At 35.1% G+C, this 17,202-nt stretch carries 21 protein-coding genes, 1 pseudogene and 1 riboswitch; of the genes and pseudogenes, 3 read left to right on the top strand and 19 right to left on the bottom strand.

The features are described from left to right. Positions 1-7 precede the first annotated feature (7 nt). Positions 8-907, bottom strand: a complete 900-nt coding sequence (locus CEF19_RS16105) for a YitT family protein (RefSeq protein ID WP_100406992.1) — start codon at positions 905-907, stop codon at positions 8-10. A gap of 231 nt (positions 908-1,138) precedes the next feature. Here CEF19_RS16105 and CEF19_RS24295 point away from each other — a divergent pair, with 231 nt between their 5' ends. Continuing rightward, complete coding sequence (locus CEF19_RS24295) at positions 1,139-1,759, top strand: insecticidal delta-endotoxin Cry8Ea1 family protein (RefSeq protein WP_100406991.1); 621 nt, start codon at positions 1,139-1,141, stop codon at positions 1,757-1,759. Next, positions 1,726-2,187 carry a hypothetical protein gene (locus tag CEF19_RS16095; protein WP_100406990.1) on the top strand — a complete coding sequence of 154 codons (462 nt, stop codon included), beginning with the start codon at positions 1,726-1,728 and terminating at the stop codon, positions 2,185-2,187. Before CEF19_RS24295 ends, CEF19_RS16095 begins: the two co-directional genes overlap by 34 nt. Before the next feature lie 194 nt (positions 2,188-2,381). Here the strand turns inward: CEF19_RS16095 and CEF19_RS16090 are convergent, their stop codons facing one another. The 12 genes from CEF19_RS16090 to CEF19_RS16040 all read right to left on the bottom strand — a co-directional run bounded on the left by CEF19_RS16090 (position 2,382) and on the right by CEF19_RS16040 (position 13,885). Further along, a complete protein-coding gene (locus CEF19_RS16090; protein WP_227522103.1) occupies positions 2,382-3,188 on the bottom strand; it encodes a DUF3231 family protein in 807 nt (268 codons plus the stop codon). A 418-nt stretch (positions 3,189-3,606) separates the two neighbouring features. Continuing rightward, a complete protein-coding gene (locus CEF19_RS16085; RefSeq protein WP_198510301.1) occupies positions 3,607-3,999 on the bottom strand; it encodes a thiol-disulfide oxidoreductase DCC family protein in 393 nt (130 codons plus the stop codon). Between the two features lie 171 nt (positions 4,000-4,170). Continuing rightward, the gene (locus CEF19_RS16080; protein ID WP_100406987.1) at positions 4,171-4,494 is read right to left on the bottom strand and encodes a putative quinol monooxygenase; all 324 of its coding nucleotides are present in this window, start codon (positions 4,492-4,494) and stop codon (positions 4,171-4,173) included. Positions 4,495-4,751: 257 nt separating this feature from the next. Then, positions 4,752-5,216, bottom strand: a complete 465-nt coding sequence (locus CEF19_RS16075; RefSeq protein WP_100406986.1) for a DinB family protein — start codon at positions 5,214-5,216, stop codon at positions 4,752-4,754. Between the two features lie 22 nt (positions 5,217-5,238). Beyond that, the gene (locus CEF19_RS16070) at positions 5,239-5,787 is read right to left on the bottom strand and encodes an HPP family protein (RefSeq protein ID WP_100406985.1); all 549 of its coding nucleotides are present in this window, start codon (positions 5,785-5,787) and stop codon (positions 5,239-5,241) included. Between the two features lie 178 nt (positions 5,788-5,965). Further along, positions 5,966-6,538 (bottom strand): CGNR zinc finger domain-containing protein, encoded by a 573-nt coding sequence (locus CEF19_RS16065; RefSeq protein ID WP_100406984.1) that lies wholly within the window; start codon positions 6,536-6,538, stop codon positions 5,966-5,968. 280 nt (positions 6,539-6,818) lie between these two features. Beyond that, the gene (locus CEF19_RS16060) at positions 6,819-7,478 is read right to left on the bottom strand and encodes a class I SAM-dependent methyltransferase (RefSeq protein ID WP_198510300.1); all 660 of its coding nucleotides are present in this window, start codon (positions 7,476-7,478) and stop codon (positions 6,819-6,821) included. A gap of 164 nt (positions 7,479-7,642) precedes the next feature. Continuing rightward, positions 7,643-10,819: a PAS domain S-box protein gene (locus CEF19_RS16055; RefSeq protein WP_100406983.1), complete on the bottom strand. Its 3,177-nt coding sequence runs from the start codon at positions 10,817-10,819 to the stop codon at positions 7,643-7,645. Between the two features lie 315 nt (positions 10,820-11,134). Beyond that, positions 11,135-11,219, bottom strand: a riboswitch (cyclic di-GMP riboswitch). Positions 11,220-11,554: 335 nt separating this feature from the next. Further along, entirely contained in the window at positions 11,555-12,265 is a 711-nt protein-coding gene (locus CEF19_RS16050; RefSeq protein ID WP_100406982.1) for a class I SAM-dependent methyltransferase, read from the bottom strand. 83 nt (positions 12,266-12,348) lie between these two features. Beyond that, on the bottom strand, positions 12,349-12,531 hold the full coding sequence (locus tag CEF19_RS16045; protein WP_100406981.1) for a hypothetical protein: 183 nt from the start codon (positions 12,529-12,531) through the stop codon (positions 12,349-12,351). A 106-nt stretch (positions 12,532-12,637) separates the two neighbouring features. Next, positions 12,638-12,808, bottom strand: coding sequence for a hypothetical protein (locus tag CEF19_RS23230; protein ID WP_157800977.1), 171 nt, complete (start codon positions 12,806-12,808; stop codon positions 12,638-12,640). Positions 12,809-13,006: 198 nt separating this feature from the next. Next, a complete protein-coding gene (locus CEF19_RS16040) occupies positions 13,007-13,885 on the bottom strand; it encodes an alpha/beta fold hydrolase (RefSeq protein WP_100406980.1) in 879 nt (292 codons plus the stop codon). 271 nt (positions 13,886-14,156) lie between these two features. Here CEF19_RS16040 and CEF19_RS16035 point away from each other — a divergent pair. Then, positions 14,157-14,309: pseudogene (locus CEF19_RS16035) on the top strand (lactate/malate family dehydrogenase); the annotation flags it as partial. Between the two features lie 104 nt (positions 14,310-14,413). On the opposite strand, the gene CEF19_RS16030 reads toward CEF19_RS16035, so the two are convergent. The 6 genes from CEF19_RS16030 to CEF19_RS23225 all read right to left on the bottom strand — a co-directional run bounded on the left by CEF19_RS16030 (position 14,414) and on the right by CEF19_RS23225 (position 17,107). Beyond that, positions 14,414-14,866 carry a GNAT family N-acetyltransferase gene (locus tag CEF19_RS16030; RefSeq protein ID WP_100406979.1) on the bottom strand — a complete coding sequence of 151 codons (453 nt, stop codon included), beginning with the start codon at positions 14,864-14,866 and terminating at the stop codon, positions 14,414-14,416. Positions 14,867-15,142: 276 nt separating this feature from the next. Beyond that, entirely contained in the window at positions 15,143-15,502 is a 360-nt protein-coding gene (locus CEF19_RS16025) for a hypothetical protein (protein ID WP_100406978.1), read from the bottom strand. A gap of 67 nt (positions 15,503-15,569) precedes the next feature. Next, complete coding sequence (locus tag CEF19_RS16020) at positions 15,570-16,178, bottom strand: transglutaminase-like domain-containing protein (protein ID WP_100408341.1); 609 nt, start codon at positions 16,176-16,178, stop codon at positions 15,570-15,572. A gap of 4 nt (positions 16,179-16,182) precedes the next feature. Continuing rightward, positions 16,183-16,557: a GNAT family N-acetyltransferase gene (locus tag CEF19_RS16015; RefSeq protein WP_406565363.1), complete on the bottom strand. Its 375-nt coding sequence runs from the start codon at positions 16,555-16,557 to the stop codon at positions 16,183-16,185. A gap of 344 nt (positions 16,558-16,901) precedes the next feature. Continuing rightward, positions 16,902-16,955: a hypothetical protein gene (locus tag CEF19_RS24290; RefSeq protein WP_406565392.1), complete on the bottom strand. Its 54-nt coding sequence runs from the start codon at positions 16,953-16,955 to the stop codon at positions 16,902-16,904. Between the two features lie 5 nt (positions 16,956-16,960). Then, entirely contained in the window at positions 16,961-17,107 is a 147-nt protein-coding gene (locus tag CEF19_RS23225) for a TipAS antibiotic-recognition domain-containing protein (RefSeq protein WP_157800976.1), read from the bottom strand. Positions 17,108-17,202 lie beyond the last annotated feature (95 nt).

Below are 17,202 nucleotides of genomic sequence, written 5' to 3'. Positions count from 1 at the left end.
TCATTTTTTAGTGGATATCCTTTTTCTTAAACCTGCCTCCACGAACTTCATTGATATCAGCAACGGCTAAAAATGCTGATTCATCTATTTCCTCCACAATAGACTTTAATTTTGCTTCCTCAAGTCTAGTAACTATACAAAAGATAACTTTTTTATCATCACCTGAATAGCCGCCTTCTCCGTTAAGATATGTAACACCACGACCTAAGCGTGCTAATATAGAATCACCAATTTCTTGGTATCTCTCGCTAATAATCCAAGCAGATTTAGATTCATCAAAACCATCTATAACAATATCAATCGTTTTAAAAGCAATGACATAAGCTAATAGGGAATACATCGCTCGATCCCAACCTAAAACAAATCCCCCCCACCCAAAAATAAAAACATTAAAAAGCATGATAAATTCGCCAACCGAAAAGGGAAACTTTTTATTTAATAATATAGCCAGTATCTCACTTCCATCTAGCGCTCCCCCATAGCGAATAACCATACCAACACCAGTACCCAGCACAATCCCACCAAATACCGTTGCTAATAACACATCTTGTGTAAATGCTGCTACATGGTGAAGATAGTTTGTTGTAATAGAGAGAATAGTAATTCCAAATATAGTAGAAATCGCAAAGGTTTTTCCAATCTGTTTATACCCTAAAAAGAAAAACGGAATGTTTAATACAAAGATAAATACCCCAAGTTTGATTCCAGTTAAATTAAATAAAATAATCGAAATTCCAACAATTCCGCCATCCATAATCATATTAGGAACTAAGAAAACTTCAATTCCTAAAGCCATTAAAATTGCACCCAAAAATATAAAGAATGCTCGTTTAATCACTTTCTTTTTACTTAATCTCTGATGTCGTAATTCTTTTTGAACTTGTTGTTGTAATACATTTTCCTCCAAATTAGAATCCTCCTTCAAAAATAACTATGTTTAGTATAGCATTTGGAACGATAAATAAGATAAATCAACCCTTATCGACGGACAAACCATTATTAAAATATTATAAAAATCACCCCAACAATTACCACAATTTGTGATAAAATAAAAATGTTAAATATTGTATAAAAGGAGGAGCAAAACAGGTAAATAAAAAGCAATATAAAAAAACATAGAAAGTGGGGCATCATCTAAATCGCAACCAACTCTTCTTCGTTCATTCAGGACCTCTCCTCAGTAGAAGCTGTCGAATCAATCATTTCGGAGCAGCTAAAGTACGAGATTGATTTTAACTATGCTGCACAAGTAATCATCTCCACTGGCCTTGGTCAAATACCTACTGTTGGTTTTGTGCTCAGCGCACTTACCAATATTTTATGGCCATCCACGCATCAGGATGTCTGGTCGGAAATTAAGGAAAAAGTTGAAAAGCTCATCGACGAGAAGCTCGATCATTTAGTGTTCCAACAGGTGCAGGAAAGCCTTGAGGGCCTTCATAATAACATTAATGAATATTTTGATCCAACGAAATATCCCGACCCTATAAATGTCTATCTTGATAGAGAAATCTACTCCGATGCTGTTGGAACCGCTGATAATAGCGGACCGATAACTCTTCCTTCTCCCTCTACAAAGCCCATTACCAAAATTGAAGTATGGGCGTGGGATCGAATTGATGGGTGCCAGGTTTCATATGAACAGGGGGCGGACCGAATGGGGTCACCCATACTGCGCGCATGGGCGATCAAAATGGAGGTAGCTCAAATCCTCCTCATGGAGGTGTGTTTGACCTTAATACACACGGATCGGTTGTAGAAGTAACAACCCGGACAGGAGACATTCTCAATTCTTGGTGGCTTACCTTTAAGGACGGATCAAAGAGTAATATGCTTGGTGGAAACTATCAAGGTGGAGGAGATCACCACTTCAGCTATCCTGATGAAATCCTGTCAAGCATCAAAATAATGGGGGTTAGTCGCTTTTATGGTAGTGCAGATTGCGCCGTATTTGGATTCAAGTTTGTTGCTGAAAAAACATTGCCTGACCCTGCTGTGCTTCGTTCCATATACGTTGCTTCCCCTTTAAAAGTAAGTCCAGAGGAGCTGATTCAGTACACGGGGGTAGACAAACAAGAAGAAATGGCAAAGAGAGTTCGAGAATGGATCAGGGTTTACCAATGGGACGAAATACGTCAAAGACATTGGGAGACAATACGGGTGAATATTGAGTCAGATTCTATTTAAGTAGCGCTAAATTCTGCCTTTTTTCTACTTAAAAAGTACCTTATTTTAAAGCTGTTTAACTTCTTCTAAACTGATGAACAATCAATCAAGGCAATCAGCATAGTCCTCTTGACAGTTGATTGCCTTTTCCTTCGAACTACTAATTATCAAATCTCAACATCTAATCTATCCGCTAGAACCTTATTACGAAATAGCTAATTCAATCTATTACCAAGTGAAAGCGAATTTAAAGATAATACCTGAAACATCATAAGTTTATCAGAAAAAACTTGAGTGGTTGCGTCCGTTACCTCGGTATCCCAAGTCGTAGGTGAAGGAAGGGAGCTCTCTTCAAATAACAGCTTTAAGGAATCTACAATTTTTCGGGACAACTCAATACCTCTTAGAAAATAATCTCTCACTTTTTTTTCTTGAGCTGTTTGCGCAAACCCCATTAAAAGGGCTTTTCCGTAAACGTTATTAGCATAGTTCATAAAAATATGGGAAATCTCCTCAGCTGTAAGCGTTCGCCTTTCGCCCATCCAACCGTTTAAAAAACTTTCCTTTTCCACATAACTAACCTCATGAGGAGAAGATAAGTATGGAGGACGCACAAACACTCCTTTTGAAAGCATCACACTCTTTGCATCGTCTTGGATTTGTGTTGAGGCATTTAAATAACCTAAATACAACTTTCTAATATCCTCTCTAGCTAAAAATGAAAAAGCTAGCCCATTTGAAGCAATACCTGCTTTGCCCATATTCCTTAGATAAACAAGCATATAAATATCCGAATACAACCTTGGTGCATTAACATTTACATCTTCATCAGAAAAACCAACAGGAACGTGGTAATCTTCTTTTTGAAAGACACCTGCTAATTCAGCTAGATTCTCTTTCGATGTTTGTAATGCTTTTTCCATTAAAGCTTTTATTTCTAAATCTTCTACCTTGGTCGTGAAATATTTAAGAGCAGGAATTGTGGAACTTTCCTGCATATAGCTTGCCCATAATGCCCCTATTTTCCGCTGAGGTTAATTTAATATTTCTCCCTACCATATAGACCTCCTGAAATACTTGTATAGTAAGTAGTTTTCCTACATATTTACAATTTATGTAATTTTATTTAATCAAATGTTATTTACCACCAAATATGCTAAATACAAGGTACTAAGAAATACACCCATGCTTTTGTATTTACCAGTTCAAATGCAATTTGAGTTCCCCCTCTATAAACGACTTATCATTCGTTTCACTTATAGAGGATGCCTGTTTCAATGGGAAAAACCATCCCTTTTGCAGGTTTTGTGTAACGAAAAAAAGACGAAGAAGTTTGTCCCTTAGGTTTGAGATTAAGGTCTTGCTCAGTTCTGCTAAGTCGATCCATTAAAGGAGCGTGGGTTGATTAGTTAATCAATCCACGCTCCTTTATGATTAAACCTATAAAAACCGTTTTCTTATTTCGGGTGTCGGTAGCGTACAACTATCTTTCTTGCCAAACCATTTATATCGATTCTTTGCAAGAATTCCATAGAAGTAATCTCGAATTGGCTTTGGTATAATTAATAAACAATAAAGTAACTTCCAACTACTCTTTAAATTCTTACAAATTTTTAATGCTGCTGATGATTTATAGTAGCATCTATTATTTTCAATAAGAATAAAACTGTCTATATTAGCAGGTATATTGAACATTCTTAATATCTCTTGTCCAGCATCACTCTGAAAAGATGCAAATTTATAAACAGTCTTTTTGTCTCTCTTAATAATAAATTGAACACTATGGTCACAGAAATTGCAAACTCCATCAAATAAAATGATGTGATTCACCATTCTCCTCCTTTAGACTCTTCATTCAATTTTTTGTTAAATTTTTTCGAGGAATTTTTTTTAGCACACGCTTCATTTTCCGCAAAGTCTTCTCCCTCTATTCCTTCCGGTTGCATTTTTCTATCTCTATTTTCTGTTAAGAATATTCGCTTGATAAAAACTTCTTTAAATTCTCTATATCTTATTATTAATGGAAATACCCTTACCTCCCATTGGTTTCAAGGTACTAATTCTCTCCATTCCCATAATGATTGGCTGTGCCCGTTTGATTAACGTTTGAGTAGATTCAAGTGATAAGGATGCTTGATGAGCATCTTCATTGCTCCACACTTCATAGACAAATACAGAATTAGGTTCAGTGTCAGAAATATTCACAAGATATATCTCGCATTCAGCTAAATTTTCCATCGATTGTGCTGCTTCTAGCAAAATATCTACTAATGTATCACGGTCGTCTTCTTTTACTGTGAATCTCCCATATAAACTGAATTTGCTCACATTGTGTCTCCTTCATTAATGAACTCATATTTCTAGTTAATATTCTACATCATTACTCACTTTTCCTGTGATTTCTACTATGTAAATAATAATGCTTTCTTTACTAATCTCGAGGTTGGTGGAAAAATAAGTGGGTATGTCATTAGATCCGTTTTTGACCTTATGACATACCCGTTTAGTAATGTAGCACGGAGCCATTGCCAAATCCTTTTATGCTTTTGAGACAGCTCTATCGATTGCTAAAAAAATTTTTTTATTTATATTAACCGTTTGATTGATTTGATCGCATCAAAATGCATGCCTTCGTGGTATAAGCAAAAGCTTAGGAATTCTTCTACAGTTGACAATGTAAGACCCATGGACGTTGTATACGGCTCTTCTACAGTTTCTTTCATCCTAAGTTCCAATCCTTTCTCAACCCGATTAACTTGATTTGTAAGCAATTGAATTAATTCATGGATTGATGGCACTTGCGCCCCCCAATTGTTTGGGTTTGTTCCTGGACTAAATAACTCAGGAAAATGGGCCGGTATTATTAATTTTTCTCCAATAAAGTGAAAGGCGAACTTTTCTTGTGCAATATAAATATGTCCCAAATTCCATTTAATATTGTTGTTAAATCCTTTTGGTATAATAAGTGACTTCTCATCATTCATTTCCGCCACATGACCAATCGTTTGTTCCCGAACAAATCTTAATTGTTTAAAAATATAATGTTCCATTTTATTCTCCTCCTAAACATTCTTATATCCAAAAAGTTGGATATTCTCGGTTATTGCGCAAATTATTGATTATCAGCGCTAAGAAAACAATAATTATTGACCCGATTAAGACTGGGGCAATTAAGTAACTCCAACTGTACGCGCCCAACATAACAACGAGTGGGTCTGCCCCGGCTGGAGGATGAGTCGTTTTTGTGATCATCATCATTGCAATCGCTAAACCGACAGCTAAACCAATCGCCCAAGGTTCATTACCAAATAAGTGATATGTGACTAATCCTATCAATGTTGAGACAAAATGACCCCCAATAATATTTCTTGGCTGTGATAACGGAGCGTTCCATGCACCAAATACCAAGACACAACTCGCACCAAAGGGAGCCATTAACCATACGGCCGCTGTTATATTTGTTAAAAAAACTAGAGCCAAAATAGTCAAAAACCCACCAATAAGGCCTGTTATTATGTCTTTTACATTTACTTGTAATGGACTTCTTCCTTTTCCTTTCATTTTAGATAGAAAGCGTACGTAATGTACCTCTTCTTTCTTTGCAACCGCTGGCTGTTCCATTATTTTCCTCCTTTCATTTACATTTATCTTACATGAACTCAACTAACCTGTAAATATATAATTTTCAGGTTAGATAAAAAGGCATAAATAAAGAACTAACTTTAAATAGTTAGTTCAGAATTTCAACAAATGTATGCTATTGATACTGAGGATCCTGACAAAGAATATACCTACCCTCTCAGGACCCTCTATGAAACCGTGCTACTTTGTTTCTGTTCCCACATATTTTCATGGAACACCATTTACGTCTTCCACTCTCATCAATAAATAATAGTACGCAGTCAAGATTCGCACATCGTTTGAGATAATCAAGCTTATTTTCTGCGATTAAACTTATAGCATCAAAAGCAATCAATGAGACTAGAATATCCTTTACCTCCCCCACAGGAATAACAACTAATTTTTGATTCATCAGTTTATAAGTAAATGGCGCTGCTTCGATTTTTTTTTCTAAAAAAGCGATAAATTGATTTGGAATAGCCTGCCCTCCTGCTACTAACTCATAATTTGCTCTTAAGACATTCCGCACTTCAAGGATAGATTCAAAAATCTGATCGGTGCTCTCTTCAAATTCGAAGAGTAGTTTGTCACAAAAAAAAGAATTCCCTTTGTTCATCACATGAAGCCAGTCCAACACATCTCTTTTCGAAAGTAACAAATCTTCCCTTTGACCACGTCTTACTAGTTCTGTGTTCACTAAATCAAGTGAAAGATACCCGGATATAAGTGGAAATTTATTATTTTCATTCATTAAATATATCTCCTATTTCTATTAAATTCTTTATTTGTTAAATTGCTTGTTAAAGGTTTATAGGATTATTATACCTCATGCAACACTTTCAAGATTTTTTAGTCGCTCAATACTTCATACATTCCTTTTTTCTTGCTTTAGCAAGTATTACTTATTGCGGTTACACCAACAGTTTCCGATTTCTGCTTCGCTCTTTACACTAAAAAAAGTCGATACCCCTCTATACCTTAAGGAACCGACTTTTTTTATGATGTGTTATTAAACACCTTCTTTGAAGAAATTACTGAGCGTTAAGAATCACAAAATACAATTTCTTTGGAAGTGCTCCTTCTTCAAATTCAATGATATGTTGTAGTTCAAATCCTTTTGATAATTTTCTTATCATGGTTTCATCAAAGAAATTTATGATGAAACCTTCAATCTCATACATATTTCCACCTCGATGGATGCCAGTTTTATACATTGGATCTTTTATGTTTCTAACTGTATACATGTTCATCCCACCTGGTTTTAAAACTCTTTTAATCTCATGTGATATTAAATCCTGTTCTTCATCAGTAAACGCCATACAATACAGCATATGAGAAAAGCAACCTTCAAACCAATCATCAGCAAAAGGAAGAGGATTTCTAACATCATGCTGAGTTGGGATAATGGATTCTGATAATCCCTCTACTCGTGCTTTGTTACGTATTATTTGGATTCCCTTTTCCGTATACTCAAGAACATAAACTTGAAACCCTTGTTTAGCTATATAAATTGTATCCCGTCCTAATCCTCCACCTAATTCAAGAACCTTCGTTATTCCTCTTTCCTTGAACTTTTCAACCGCTAATTTAGCAGCTTCACTCGGAGATTCAGTGATTTTTTCCATATCACCCCAGTGGTTTTCCCAATGTGGATGTTGTAATTCTAAGTCCTTTTTACGATCGTTTCCCAAAATTAATCCCCCTTTTTCGAGCAATCACCAACATAAGAAAGGAGGGATCTCATTCAAAATCCATTCCCTACCTAAGGAGTCATGCCCGCACTGGTTGGATCCACGGCAAAACTCTGACTAAGACGAGTGAACAATCACTTTTTAGAATAGTAACATCTAGGTACTCAATTTACATTATTGCTTTTTTTTAACAACTCGTCGAAGACCGATGCTTTTAAAGGTCTGCTTAAATAGTATCCCTGTGCTTCATCACACTTTGAATCGAGTAATATTTGTAAATGTTCCCCCGTTTCTACACCTTCAGCTACAACTTTTTTGCCCATTTGATGGGCAATCGAAATCAGTGAATGAACAATGGATGCATTAAAATTATCCTCATGTAGGTTTAAAATAAAGGATTTGTCGATTTTCAAAAAGTCAAATGGGAGCAAACGAATGTGATTCAAGGAAGAATAACCTGTCCCGAAATCATCCAGAGAAATCGTAATACCTAGTTGCTTAAGTTCCTCCAATTTTATAATAGCAGCGTCAATGTCTAATAACGGTACACTTTCTGTTACTTCTAAATTCAAGTAGTGCGGGTCAAGATCAATTTCTTGCAATATTCCCGATATCATTTCAATTAGATCGTGTTGCATAAATTGCCTAACCGATAGATTAACCGAAATGTTAAAGTGGTAGCCTTCGCCAATCCATTTCTTCATTTGCTTGCACGCAGTACGAAGCACCCACTCGCCAATCGGCAAAATAAGTCCTGTCTCCTCTGCAATTGGAATAAAATGATCCGGTCCGATAAAGCCATGGACTGCATGTTGCCAACGTAATAGCGCTTCCGTGCCAACGATTTTTTGTTCACGAATATCGTATATCGGCTGGTAACATAAGTAAAGCTCCTCCTTGACAAGAGCTTTACGAAGGTCATTGCTCAGCGTCATTTTCTCGTCATTTTTATCTTTCATCGCACTGCTAAAAAAAGTGAAAGTGTTCCCGTTTAATACCTTCGTTTCGTAAAGGGCAGCGTCTGCCTGTTGAATGAGCATATCAATATCACGGCTGTCATGTGGATACATGCTAATACCAATACTTGGGGTTACAAATAATTCTTGCCCATCTACAATATAAGGCTCTGATAATTCCTGGATTATTGACTTTGCTATCTGCTCTACACCTTTTCTAGACTGCCCGGGAAAGAAAGCCGTAAATTCGTCGCCCCCTTGACGCGATAACAAACCATTGTCAAATTTCTTAAGTCTGTTGCCCACTTCAATTAATAGGAGGTCACCGATTCTATGTCCGAGCATATCATTGATAAATTTAAATCGATCGAGATCAATGAAAAACATGGCGCCAATCTTATTTTTTACCAAACTATTTTTTACTTGTTTATAAAAACATTCTCGGTTAGGAAGCTTCGTTAGTGAATCGTGATAAGCCATAAACTCAATTAATTGGTCCGACTGTTTGCGTTTTGAAATATCCCGAAAGATGATAAGCGACATTGACTTTTTATTCATTTCAAAACGCGTCCCTGTCATTTCAGCGTATGCTTTAGAACCATCCATCCGGCACATGATAAATTCTTGAGCCTGTTTTACGAAGCCTTTTTTTTGAATTTCCTTTTCTATAAGTACAGAAACCTCTAATGATTCAGAATCAATGAAATCGCTAATCGTTTTACCTATAAGTGAAGTGTCATTTTCCGCCCGTAAGCATTCCAGAGCCGATTGATTTACATATTCAATTAAACCGTTATGATGAACGATAATTGGATCGGGGGAGACTTCTATAAACTTACGATGACGCGCCTCACTTTCATAAAGCTCCTGCTTTGCACTTATTAATTCCGTTAGGTTCTTTGCAATGCCATAAACGCCTACAATATGACCATTTATATATATTGGGATATTTGTGATAAACAAAGTTGAATAAAAGTCTTCATTTTTCCTAAAACATCGTACTTCATATTGTCTAATTTCACCTTGAAGTGCCGCGAGAAACCCCTCCATCGTATGAGGGAGATCATCCGGATGAACAATTGGTTCAAAGGAGGTTCCTATTAATTCCTCTGCAGAGTATCCTAAAACTTCTTTTATAGAATGGTTACAGCTTTCAAAGCATCCTTCACGATTTATTGTATAAACTGCATCAGGATTATAATTAAATAATGATTTGTAGCGTTGCTCGCTTTCCATTAATTCCTTTTCTGCTTCCCTAAGCGGAGTCACATCTTTTGCAATCGCGTAAACACCTATGATTTCATCGGTAACTTCAATGGGAAGGTTTGTTACATTCATCACAAAGTAATCTCCTGAAGTTCTGTGCAAAACACGTATTTCAAAATTCATAGCGTTACCTTGTAGCACCCTCTGTACATTCATAGCTGTTTTTTCGACATCATCTGGATGACAAAACGAGAGGATTTGTTGACCTAATAACTCTTCGGGAGTATATCCAGAAATAACAGTAGTCCTCTCATTAAAGCTCATTATTTCTCCTTGTGGGTTAAATGAAAAGACGGCGTCCGGGTTGTGATAAAATAACGACTTGAACCTTTGTTCACTTTCAAATAATAACTGCTCATTTACTTTATGTACGGTAATATCGCGGTACACTATAGCTAAGGCAGATATATTTCCATCTCGATCTCTTAAAGGTGAAATAGAGAACGATACGTCTAGTTGAGTTCCGTCCTTGCAATGACGCTTGGAATCAAGATTCTTTGTTTTCGACCCACTATATAAAAGACTAGTAATCATCTCTTTTTCATGTTTTTTATTTTTAGGAACGAATGAGTAGTCATCATATAAGTTGTTGCCTGCCAGCTCCTCATTGGTCCACCCGAACAACTCTACGAAGGCTTGATTAACTTGGTGTACCTTTATTGAAGTATCAAGTATAATGACGGGTTCATTTAAACTATTGAGAAAATCATCCGTAGACTGCGGATACTTAATTTCAGCTTTTTCACGCTGCTGCTGCTTGTTAACCTTAAGCTCTTCCGCGAAAAGTGAAATATACGCGCAACTTCCATTCTCATAAGAAGGATAAAAAGAGAGTTTGCCGAACGTTTTTCCGTTTGGTATTTGAATATTCCGATCAACTATATAAAGGGCATCCCCCTCATTAACTTGGCGATACGCTTGAAGGAAATGAGGAACGATTACAGCTGGAAACACTTCTCCTACCGGCTTACCAATATCTTCTTCTTTAATCAGTCCAGACCTGAACGAGGCATTGTTAGCATAAACAATAACAAAATGATAATTTTCTTCTATTTTAATAATTGTTATTGGATCAGTTGTTTCGCTAAATACCTTCTCAACAAGTGGTTCTATAATCATTTGGATTCATCCCCTCCATAATATCAGTTAAGACGCGGAGAATAAGCACTTATTTGCACCCTGCATCCCATGTACTTTTCTAATATATTTTTACTTTCATTCATAAATGGTTTGTTCTTCTAATATTTTGTGTGAATACTTTATCAATATTCTTTGTTCGGTAATTCTCATAAATCATCTACTTCTATTATCTAGGCCGACGTTTCCTTGAAGAAATCATTTTTTCTACGAAACAGGTATGGTAAAACCAGAAACCGTAATAAAAACCTAAAAAAGCGACTGTCGTTTGACAGCCACTTGTGGTTACAGTTCATTTGTGGTAACCCGGCTACCTTAACAAAATTGTCTTAGGCCCGTGGCTTTGCGTCCTCACCTTTGGGTAAGTTTGCCTTTATCAGCTCTTACATTTATATTATCAAGCAAACACTTTCAAATCAACAAATTTCTACAAAGACTTCTATAAATCAGCATAAAAAAAGCAGCATGAGCACTCTAAATTAAGTATCTTTTTTTGCTTGTTAGTATTACACTTTCTACACTAGCCACCAATTAATAAATAGCTCTACTGATAATACTTTTTGCTGCATCTTCCCCATAAAGGAAATGTCCCCCAGAAAAAGAACATTAGTCGCAAATCAATCTTGGGTAGTTCATCCCCCCCTCCTACTCATCCATCAGAAATATATCTCCAAGAGTAGAAAAGTAATAATAGTTTTTTCATGACAATCTAATAAATCATTTGAAATTTTTGCTTACAACGTACGTTATGGCATTGGTTTTTAATATTACTTTTCGTTCGTTTCGAACAATCTCAAAAGTTAGGGGTTTAACAATTTCTTTTAAGGTTTCCCACCCCTCATAAATTTTTTTAAGTTTATTCAACATTTCCTCTGTTGGTAGATTTACCTCCATCAAGGGCTCTAATACCTTACTGGTTTCATAATCTATTTCTTCAACCTCTGAATTAACAATGATGCAATTAACTCCATTATCCTTAGTGCCCTCTGCCATTTGTTGAAGTACTTTTTCAAAAATCTGTTCTGATTGAACATGTTCTAAACTTGAAATCGCTATAATGTAGTTAAATTCATTAGACTCTATATCAAAATTACCTATATCTGCTTTTACAGTATGAATTACATCATTTACTTCATATTCTTCACTATATTGATTTAATTTAACTAAAGCTGAATCTAATAAATCAACACAAACGACGTTCCCATCCTTTTCTTTCACCGCTTCAGCTAGAGGAATACTATTCCTTCCTACCCCACAACCTAAATCTAAAATATTAAGGTTTTTCATACCATCAAATAATAGAAGAGTTTCCATTACTGTTTTTACAGGTTTATGTAACCATGAACCCTTTTCAAATAATTTATAATTATCGTAACAATAATCATGATACTTTTTCTCTTCTTCCCTTATGTAGTCAATTCTGCTCATGGTCTCACTCCAAACTAAATTTAAGTTTAACTTCAACGCAGAAATATAATATAGAGGAACAATAACCTTTTGTTGTGCCCTACTTAATGGTCTATATTATTGTTTTTATTACTAGCATTCCCCTGTATTAATGAGTAAACAGCGATGATAATAAAACCTATCCCAAGACCAATAAACATACCAGGAGCAGGGTTATTTAACGCTAAACCTATTCCTAATCCAATTAAAAAGCCGCCAGGAATTAACAACATAATGCGCTTTTCCAAAATCATCACTCCTCAAGAAATTTAACTCAATTAATTGTTATTTCTATTCCCTTAGATTAAGAAGCAAAAGAAAGTAAAGTTCCCTTGCTGGGGGATAAGCATAGTATTATTCTCTTCTTTCAAGTGCTTCTACACGGTTTTTTAAGTGTTGAATTTCATCGTTTTCTTTGTTTGTAATATTGTTAAATTTGTTTGCTTTTACTTTTAATATTATAACCGTTCCAATTACTGCCAAAATAAATAGGAACGACAAATTTGATAAAATAAAATCTAACATTATGCCTCCTTTATAAATAACAATATAATGCATTATTTGCTCATTTTAACATAAAATTTTAATATAGTAGTTCATTGTTTATAATCAACTATTCTGCGAAACTAGAGGATAAGAAAAAGAGTTGCGCGGTAGCAACTCCAACTAAAATGACATTTTCTTTAAAACATCATAAGGAGCGTCTTTCCCAAAGAGAGATACTTAGTAATGATCTCTTAAAAACTCTTTAATCTCACTGTTAATCTTTATTAAATATTCTTCCGAGGGGAAATGTCCCATATCGAAAGTTTTAAATGCTATTAAATTTGGAATAATGACTTTAGCTGCTTTATTTAATCTACTTTCCGGAAAGAAAATATCTTTTTTTCCTGCTATGATTAAAGTTGGTGCGTTGTACTTTATTAGTTCGTTCTTCTCTGTTAATTTAGGCATTTCTTGTTCTAACTTTATGTATTTAAATACATCACCAATAATTTTTTTGTCGATGGCTTTCATGGAATCGTCTGACATTCTTCCAGTAATATTATGAAGATGTTTTTCCGATGAAGTCGCTTTGAATAGCACTAAGGGAAGTAATATATCCTTAATCATTTTAATTTTAGAACCCAACTTTATTCCTGCTGGAGACACTAAAATGGAACAATCAATTTTGCCGGGCATATATGTTGCTAATCTTAAAATAATTCCAGCCCCGTATGACGGACCAATAAATGCACTACTTTCAATATTAAAATAATTCATCAGCTCTTCTATCCAATGAGCAAAACTATCATCCTTTGCTGAAATCCTATTTTCGTCACTAAATCCAGGATGACCAATAGTATCTGGTGCATAGATTCTATAGTTATCTATCATTGGCAAAAACCAAGACAATGTCATGGGGTTAATACAATTCCCACCTTGGAATATGAACAAAGGTTTTCCATCTGGGGGACCTGCTACAAGCATATGAGTTTTGCCGTAAGTTGTCTTAATATACATTCGTTCGACTTCAAACTTAAATGAATCGAGATAATTTTCATAATGTTGTGCAATATCTCCTTTTCCTTTTTCACTTTTATAAATGGTTTGTTTATTCATTTCACACCTCCACCTTATTTTCTATTGGCTGTCTCTCCAATACCCTAATTCTATGCTTTCTTTTCTTCATTCGTTGCATTGTTATTTTGTCCAAAAAACTTTTACTTTTTTGCTGACTAATTTACACACCTATAATTTTAAAATGAATCGAGCCATTTTACAAATTTAGACACTTTTGGATGTGAGTTTAACTTCGGATTTTTGAATAAAGATTGTTAAATTTAAAAATAAGTAGCATTATAAGTTTACGAGCAGAAGGAATGACCGGATGATGACGAATCAGAGAGTTAGACGTGTAGCTATTGGTACTGGATTTGTAGGATCAAGTTACGCTTTTGCGTTGATGAACCAAGATATTGTAGATGAATTAGTTATGGTTGACGTTAATAAGGAAAAACCAATTAGTGATGTCATGGATTTAAATCTCCTTGGAAAAGACCCGTATAACGTTTCTCTATTAGGGTTAATATGGTATGTATTCATGGATATCCTTATCTTTTAATATGAATGAAGCCTCTAGTTTCGTGATCATAAATCTTGAGATAAGCGAATCATATCCCTGCACTGGATACCATTCTCAAAAATTTCTTCTCGATAATGCCTAACAAAGAAGTCTCTATCAATACTAATCATGCGAAAGTTACACTTTTGATAAAAAGCTAACTGTCCTATACTTGAATTCCCAGTACCTACTTCAATCGTCTTGTATCCCCTTGTCTTGGCGGTTTGAATGGCATCAATTACTAACTGTTTCCCTATTCCTTTACCATGACTCTCCTCTACAACTGCAAGATTCACCAATTCCACCGTACTGGGTCTAGTAGGAAGGAGTACATAAACTCCAATAACTTGTCTATCCACTTCAGCTACAAAACATTTCCCCCTATTTACATATTCCTCAACAAGTTTTCGAGAAGGGTCCGCCAATAACAATAATTCCATTGGTGGCTTTTCATCTATATATAGTTCCCTAATATTCATATTCTTCTCCTCTTTTTAATTCGAAGTTAACTAGAGCCATTTCCCCTATTTGACATGAGATGACACAATAAAAGGACGATTGCAAATAAGATAATAGAGACTTTTCCAACTTACCTTACCATAATAATACAGTTAATTTCTGTCTTTTTAATTGAAGAACATAAAAAGAACTGTTGTATTAATGATACAACAGCTCACTTTCGATCGAACCTACGCCAATCACATTAATAAATTTAGGTAATGCTTGTGAAAAATTTCTCGTTAGTTTCTTAATGATTAATAGTAAGGGTATGGGTATGGGTATGGGTATGGTGCGGGATAAAGATATGGGAATAATGATAATGCCGCTAAAGTGGCAAGCGGAAAAAATTGACGTCTAAATCGTCTAAACCGTCTTCTTGGATACCCATAACCATATCCGCCATAATACCGCTCATCCTGTTCACTTCGCTCCATCACATCTTCGCCAACTAATACATTAATTCCATCCGTACCAACATTTTCAATAATCCCATCAACAGCACTTCCGTCTTTCATTGTTAAAGTCACATGGTGAGACATATAATTTTTACATTGCTCATGCAGTGCTCCCGTGTTTCTGTATTCATTCTGATAATCATAACCCTGTATATTCATTTTCAACCTCTCCTTTCAACTCCATGATATTCACCTAGAAGGAAAGTGTGACTCCAGAATTTTTAGGTTATAATTTATCAGGCAGATGATGTTTATACATTTCGATTGTATTAGTATTCGTCTCTAAAGTAGCGATTGTTTTTGGATGAGGCTTCGTATAAATAGTAGGAAAATCGATTTCGTCAAACTCTTCTTGAACCGGAAATGCTAAGATTTCTTCATTTATAGAAAACTCTGCTTGAATTCCAGGTTTGTTTCCCCGTGCATCTATTCGTATCCAGCGGTTTACTGAACGAAGAAACACTCCATTAAGAGTATGAAGTGCACATCCCTTCTCTGGTAAATCGAATATCATCAGCCGTTGATAACAAAAACCAGTCGGTATTCCTTTTGCTCTTAGTAATGCCGCAAGCAAATTTGATTTTGCATAGCAGATACCTTCCTTGTATTTAAGTACATCTGAAGCTATACAAGTAACTCGTATACTTTGAATGTCCCATGAATGATAAATTTCATCTCGCACAAATTGAAAAGCGCTCTTAACCTTTTCAATTTCTGACTGCTCCTCATTGAATAATTCAGCAACAAGTTCTTTAATTAAAGGATGCGAAAAATTGGTGACCTCTAATTCTTCAAGATAGTCTTCGAGATTTTCAGACTCAGTTAGCAGCTTCATCATATTAAATCGCACCTTTACCTTTTATTTGCATAAAAAGACTAGGTTTATCTAGAAGACTAAAACCAAATTGGGAATAAAATGACTGGCCATCTTCCGTGCAACACATCAATCTACGTATGTTTAATTTCTCATCATTAATAATGATACCGAGCAACCACTTTCCCAATCCCTTTTTTCTGTATGAACTTAGAATAAAGACATCCTGCAAATAAGCATGAGTGACTAAATCTGAAATGACCCTTGCAAAGCCTATTTGTTTCTTTTCTTTATTAATCGAATTTAGATGATATACCCCAAAACAAAGAGCAGAATTATTTATTGATTTCATAACATCTTCTCTTGAAATGCCTTTTGACCAATTTGACTCATAGCACAAAAAATTATAAATAACATCTAGTTCTAAATCTTTTTTATATCAATTATAATTAGATATCTTCATGTTCCCATCTTGTGTTATTCATAAATCCTCCCTCCTAAAAATAAGGTTTTGCATAATAATACTACAATGAGAATATTTATACAATAATAAATATAACTTTTTTCTTAACTAAATTTCCTTTCACCACCACAGAAAAGGCTTTTTCGTACTATAATATAAACTTAGCTATAATTCTTCTTGCATTAAATAGAACATTTAAGAATGCTCTTTTCATATTATTCTTTGTTACTATTTGCAAAGTGCTCCATAGCCTTAGCCATGAATTTTGCTAAACCTTCGCCCTATTGGTCAATATTTATGGTGAAGCGTTCGTCACCAATATATAATTGCCCCAATCCTTTTAAAGCATCAAGGGATAATTTCCAAAGTTGTGATTTAAACAATCAAACCATTCTTTAATTGCTGCTTGTGTCACTTCTGACTTAGGAGAGGCATGTCGGATTGCCACAAGTTTTTTATAAATTTCATTTACTGCTTCTTTAGACATGCCCGCTACTACTTTAGCATTCGACTCATTAACAGTCTCAATTAATGTAACAAGTTGATTGTTTCTCTTTCAACAATTTTTGATGTCACGTGAGA

The organism is Bacillus solitudinis (genome assembly GCF_002797395.1).
Classification (GTDB): Bacteria; Bacillota; Bacilli; order Bacillales; family Bacillaceae_D; genus Halalkalibacter_A; species Halalkalibacter_A solitudinis.
Note: the sequence above shows the minus strand (reverse complement) of the source record. Positions and strands in the feature narration are given on the sequence as shown.

Bases quoted from the DNA above. Each gene is read 5' to 3' on its own strand.
- CEF19_RS23225 (WP_157800976.1), bottom strand. From the start codon at position 17,107: ATGTCTAAAGAAGCAGTAAATGAAATTTATAAAAAACTTGTGGCAATC.
- CEF19_RS16025 (WP_100406978.1), bottom strand. From the start codon at position 15,502: ATGAATATACAGGGTTATGATTATCAGAATGAATACAGAAACACGGGA.
- CEF19_RS16075 (WP_100406986.1), bottom strand. From the start codon at position 5,216: ATGGAACATTATATTTTTAAACAATTAAGATTTGTTCGGGAACAAACG.
- CEF19_RS16085 (WP_198510301.1), bottom strand. From the start codon at position 3,999: ATGGTGAATCACATCATTTTATTTGATGGAGTTTGCAATTTCTGTGAC.
- CEF19_RS16030 (WP_100406979.1), bottom strand. From the start codon at position 14,866: ATGAATATTAGGGAACTATATATAGATGAAAAGCCACCAATGGAATTA.
- CEF19_RS23230 (WP_157800977.1), bottom strand. From the start codon at position 12,808: ATGTTAGATTTTATTTTATCAAATTTGTCGTTCCTATTTATTTTGGCA.
- CEF19_RS16040 (WP_100406980.1), bottom strand. From the start codon at position 13,885: ATGAATAAACAAACCATTTATAAAAGTGAAAAAGGAAAAGGAGATATT.
- CEF19_RS16050 (WP_100406982.1), bottom strand. From the start codon at position 12,265: ATGAGCAGAATTGACTACATAAGGGAAGAAGAGAAAAAGTATCATGAT.
- CEF19_RS16070 (WP_100406985.1), bottom strand. From the start codon at position 5,787: ATGGAACAGCCAGCGGTTGCAAAGAAAGAAGAGGTACATTACGTACGC.
- CEF19_RS16055 (WP_100406983.1), bottom strand. From the start codon at position 10,819: ATGATTATAGAACCACTTGTTGAGAAGGTATTTAGCGAAACAACTGAT.
- CEF19_RS16065 (WP_100406984.1), bottom strand. From the start codon at position 6,538: ATGAATGAAAATAATAAATTTCCACTTATATCCGGGTATCTTTCACTT.
- CEF19_RS16020 (WP_100408341.1), bottom strand. From the start codon at position 16,178: ATGAAGCTGCTAACTGAGTCTGAAAATCTCGAAGACTATCTTGAAGAA.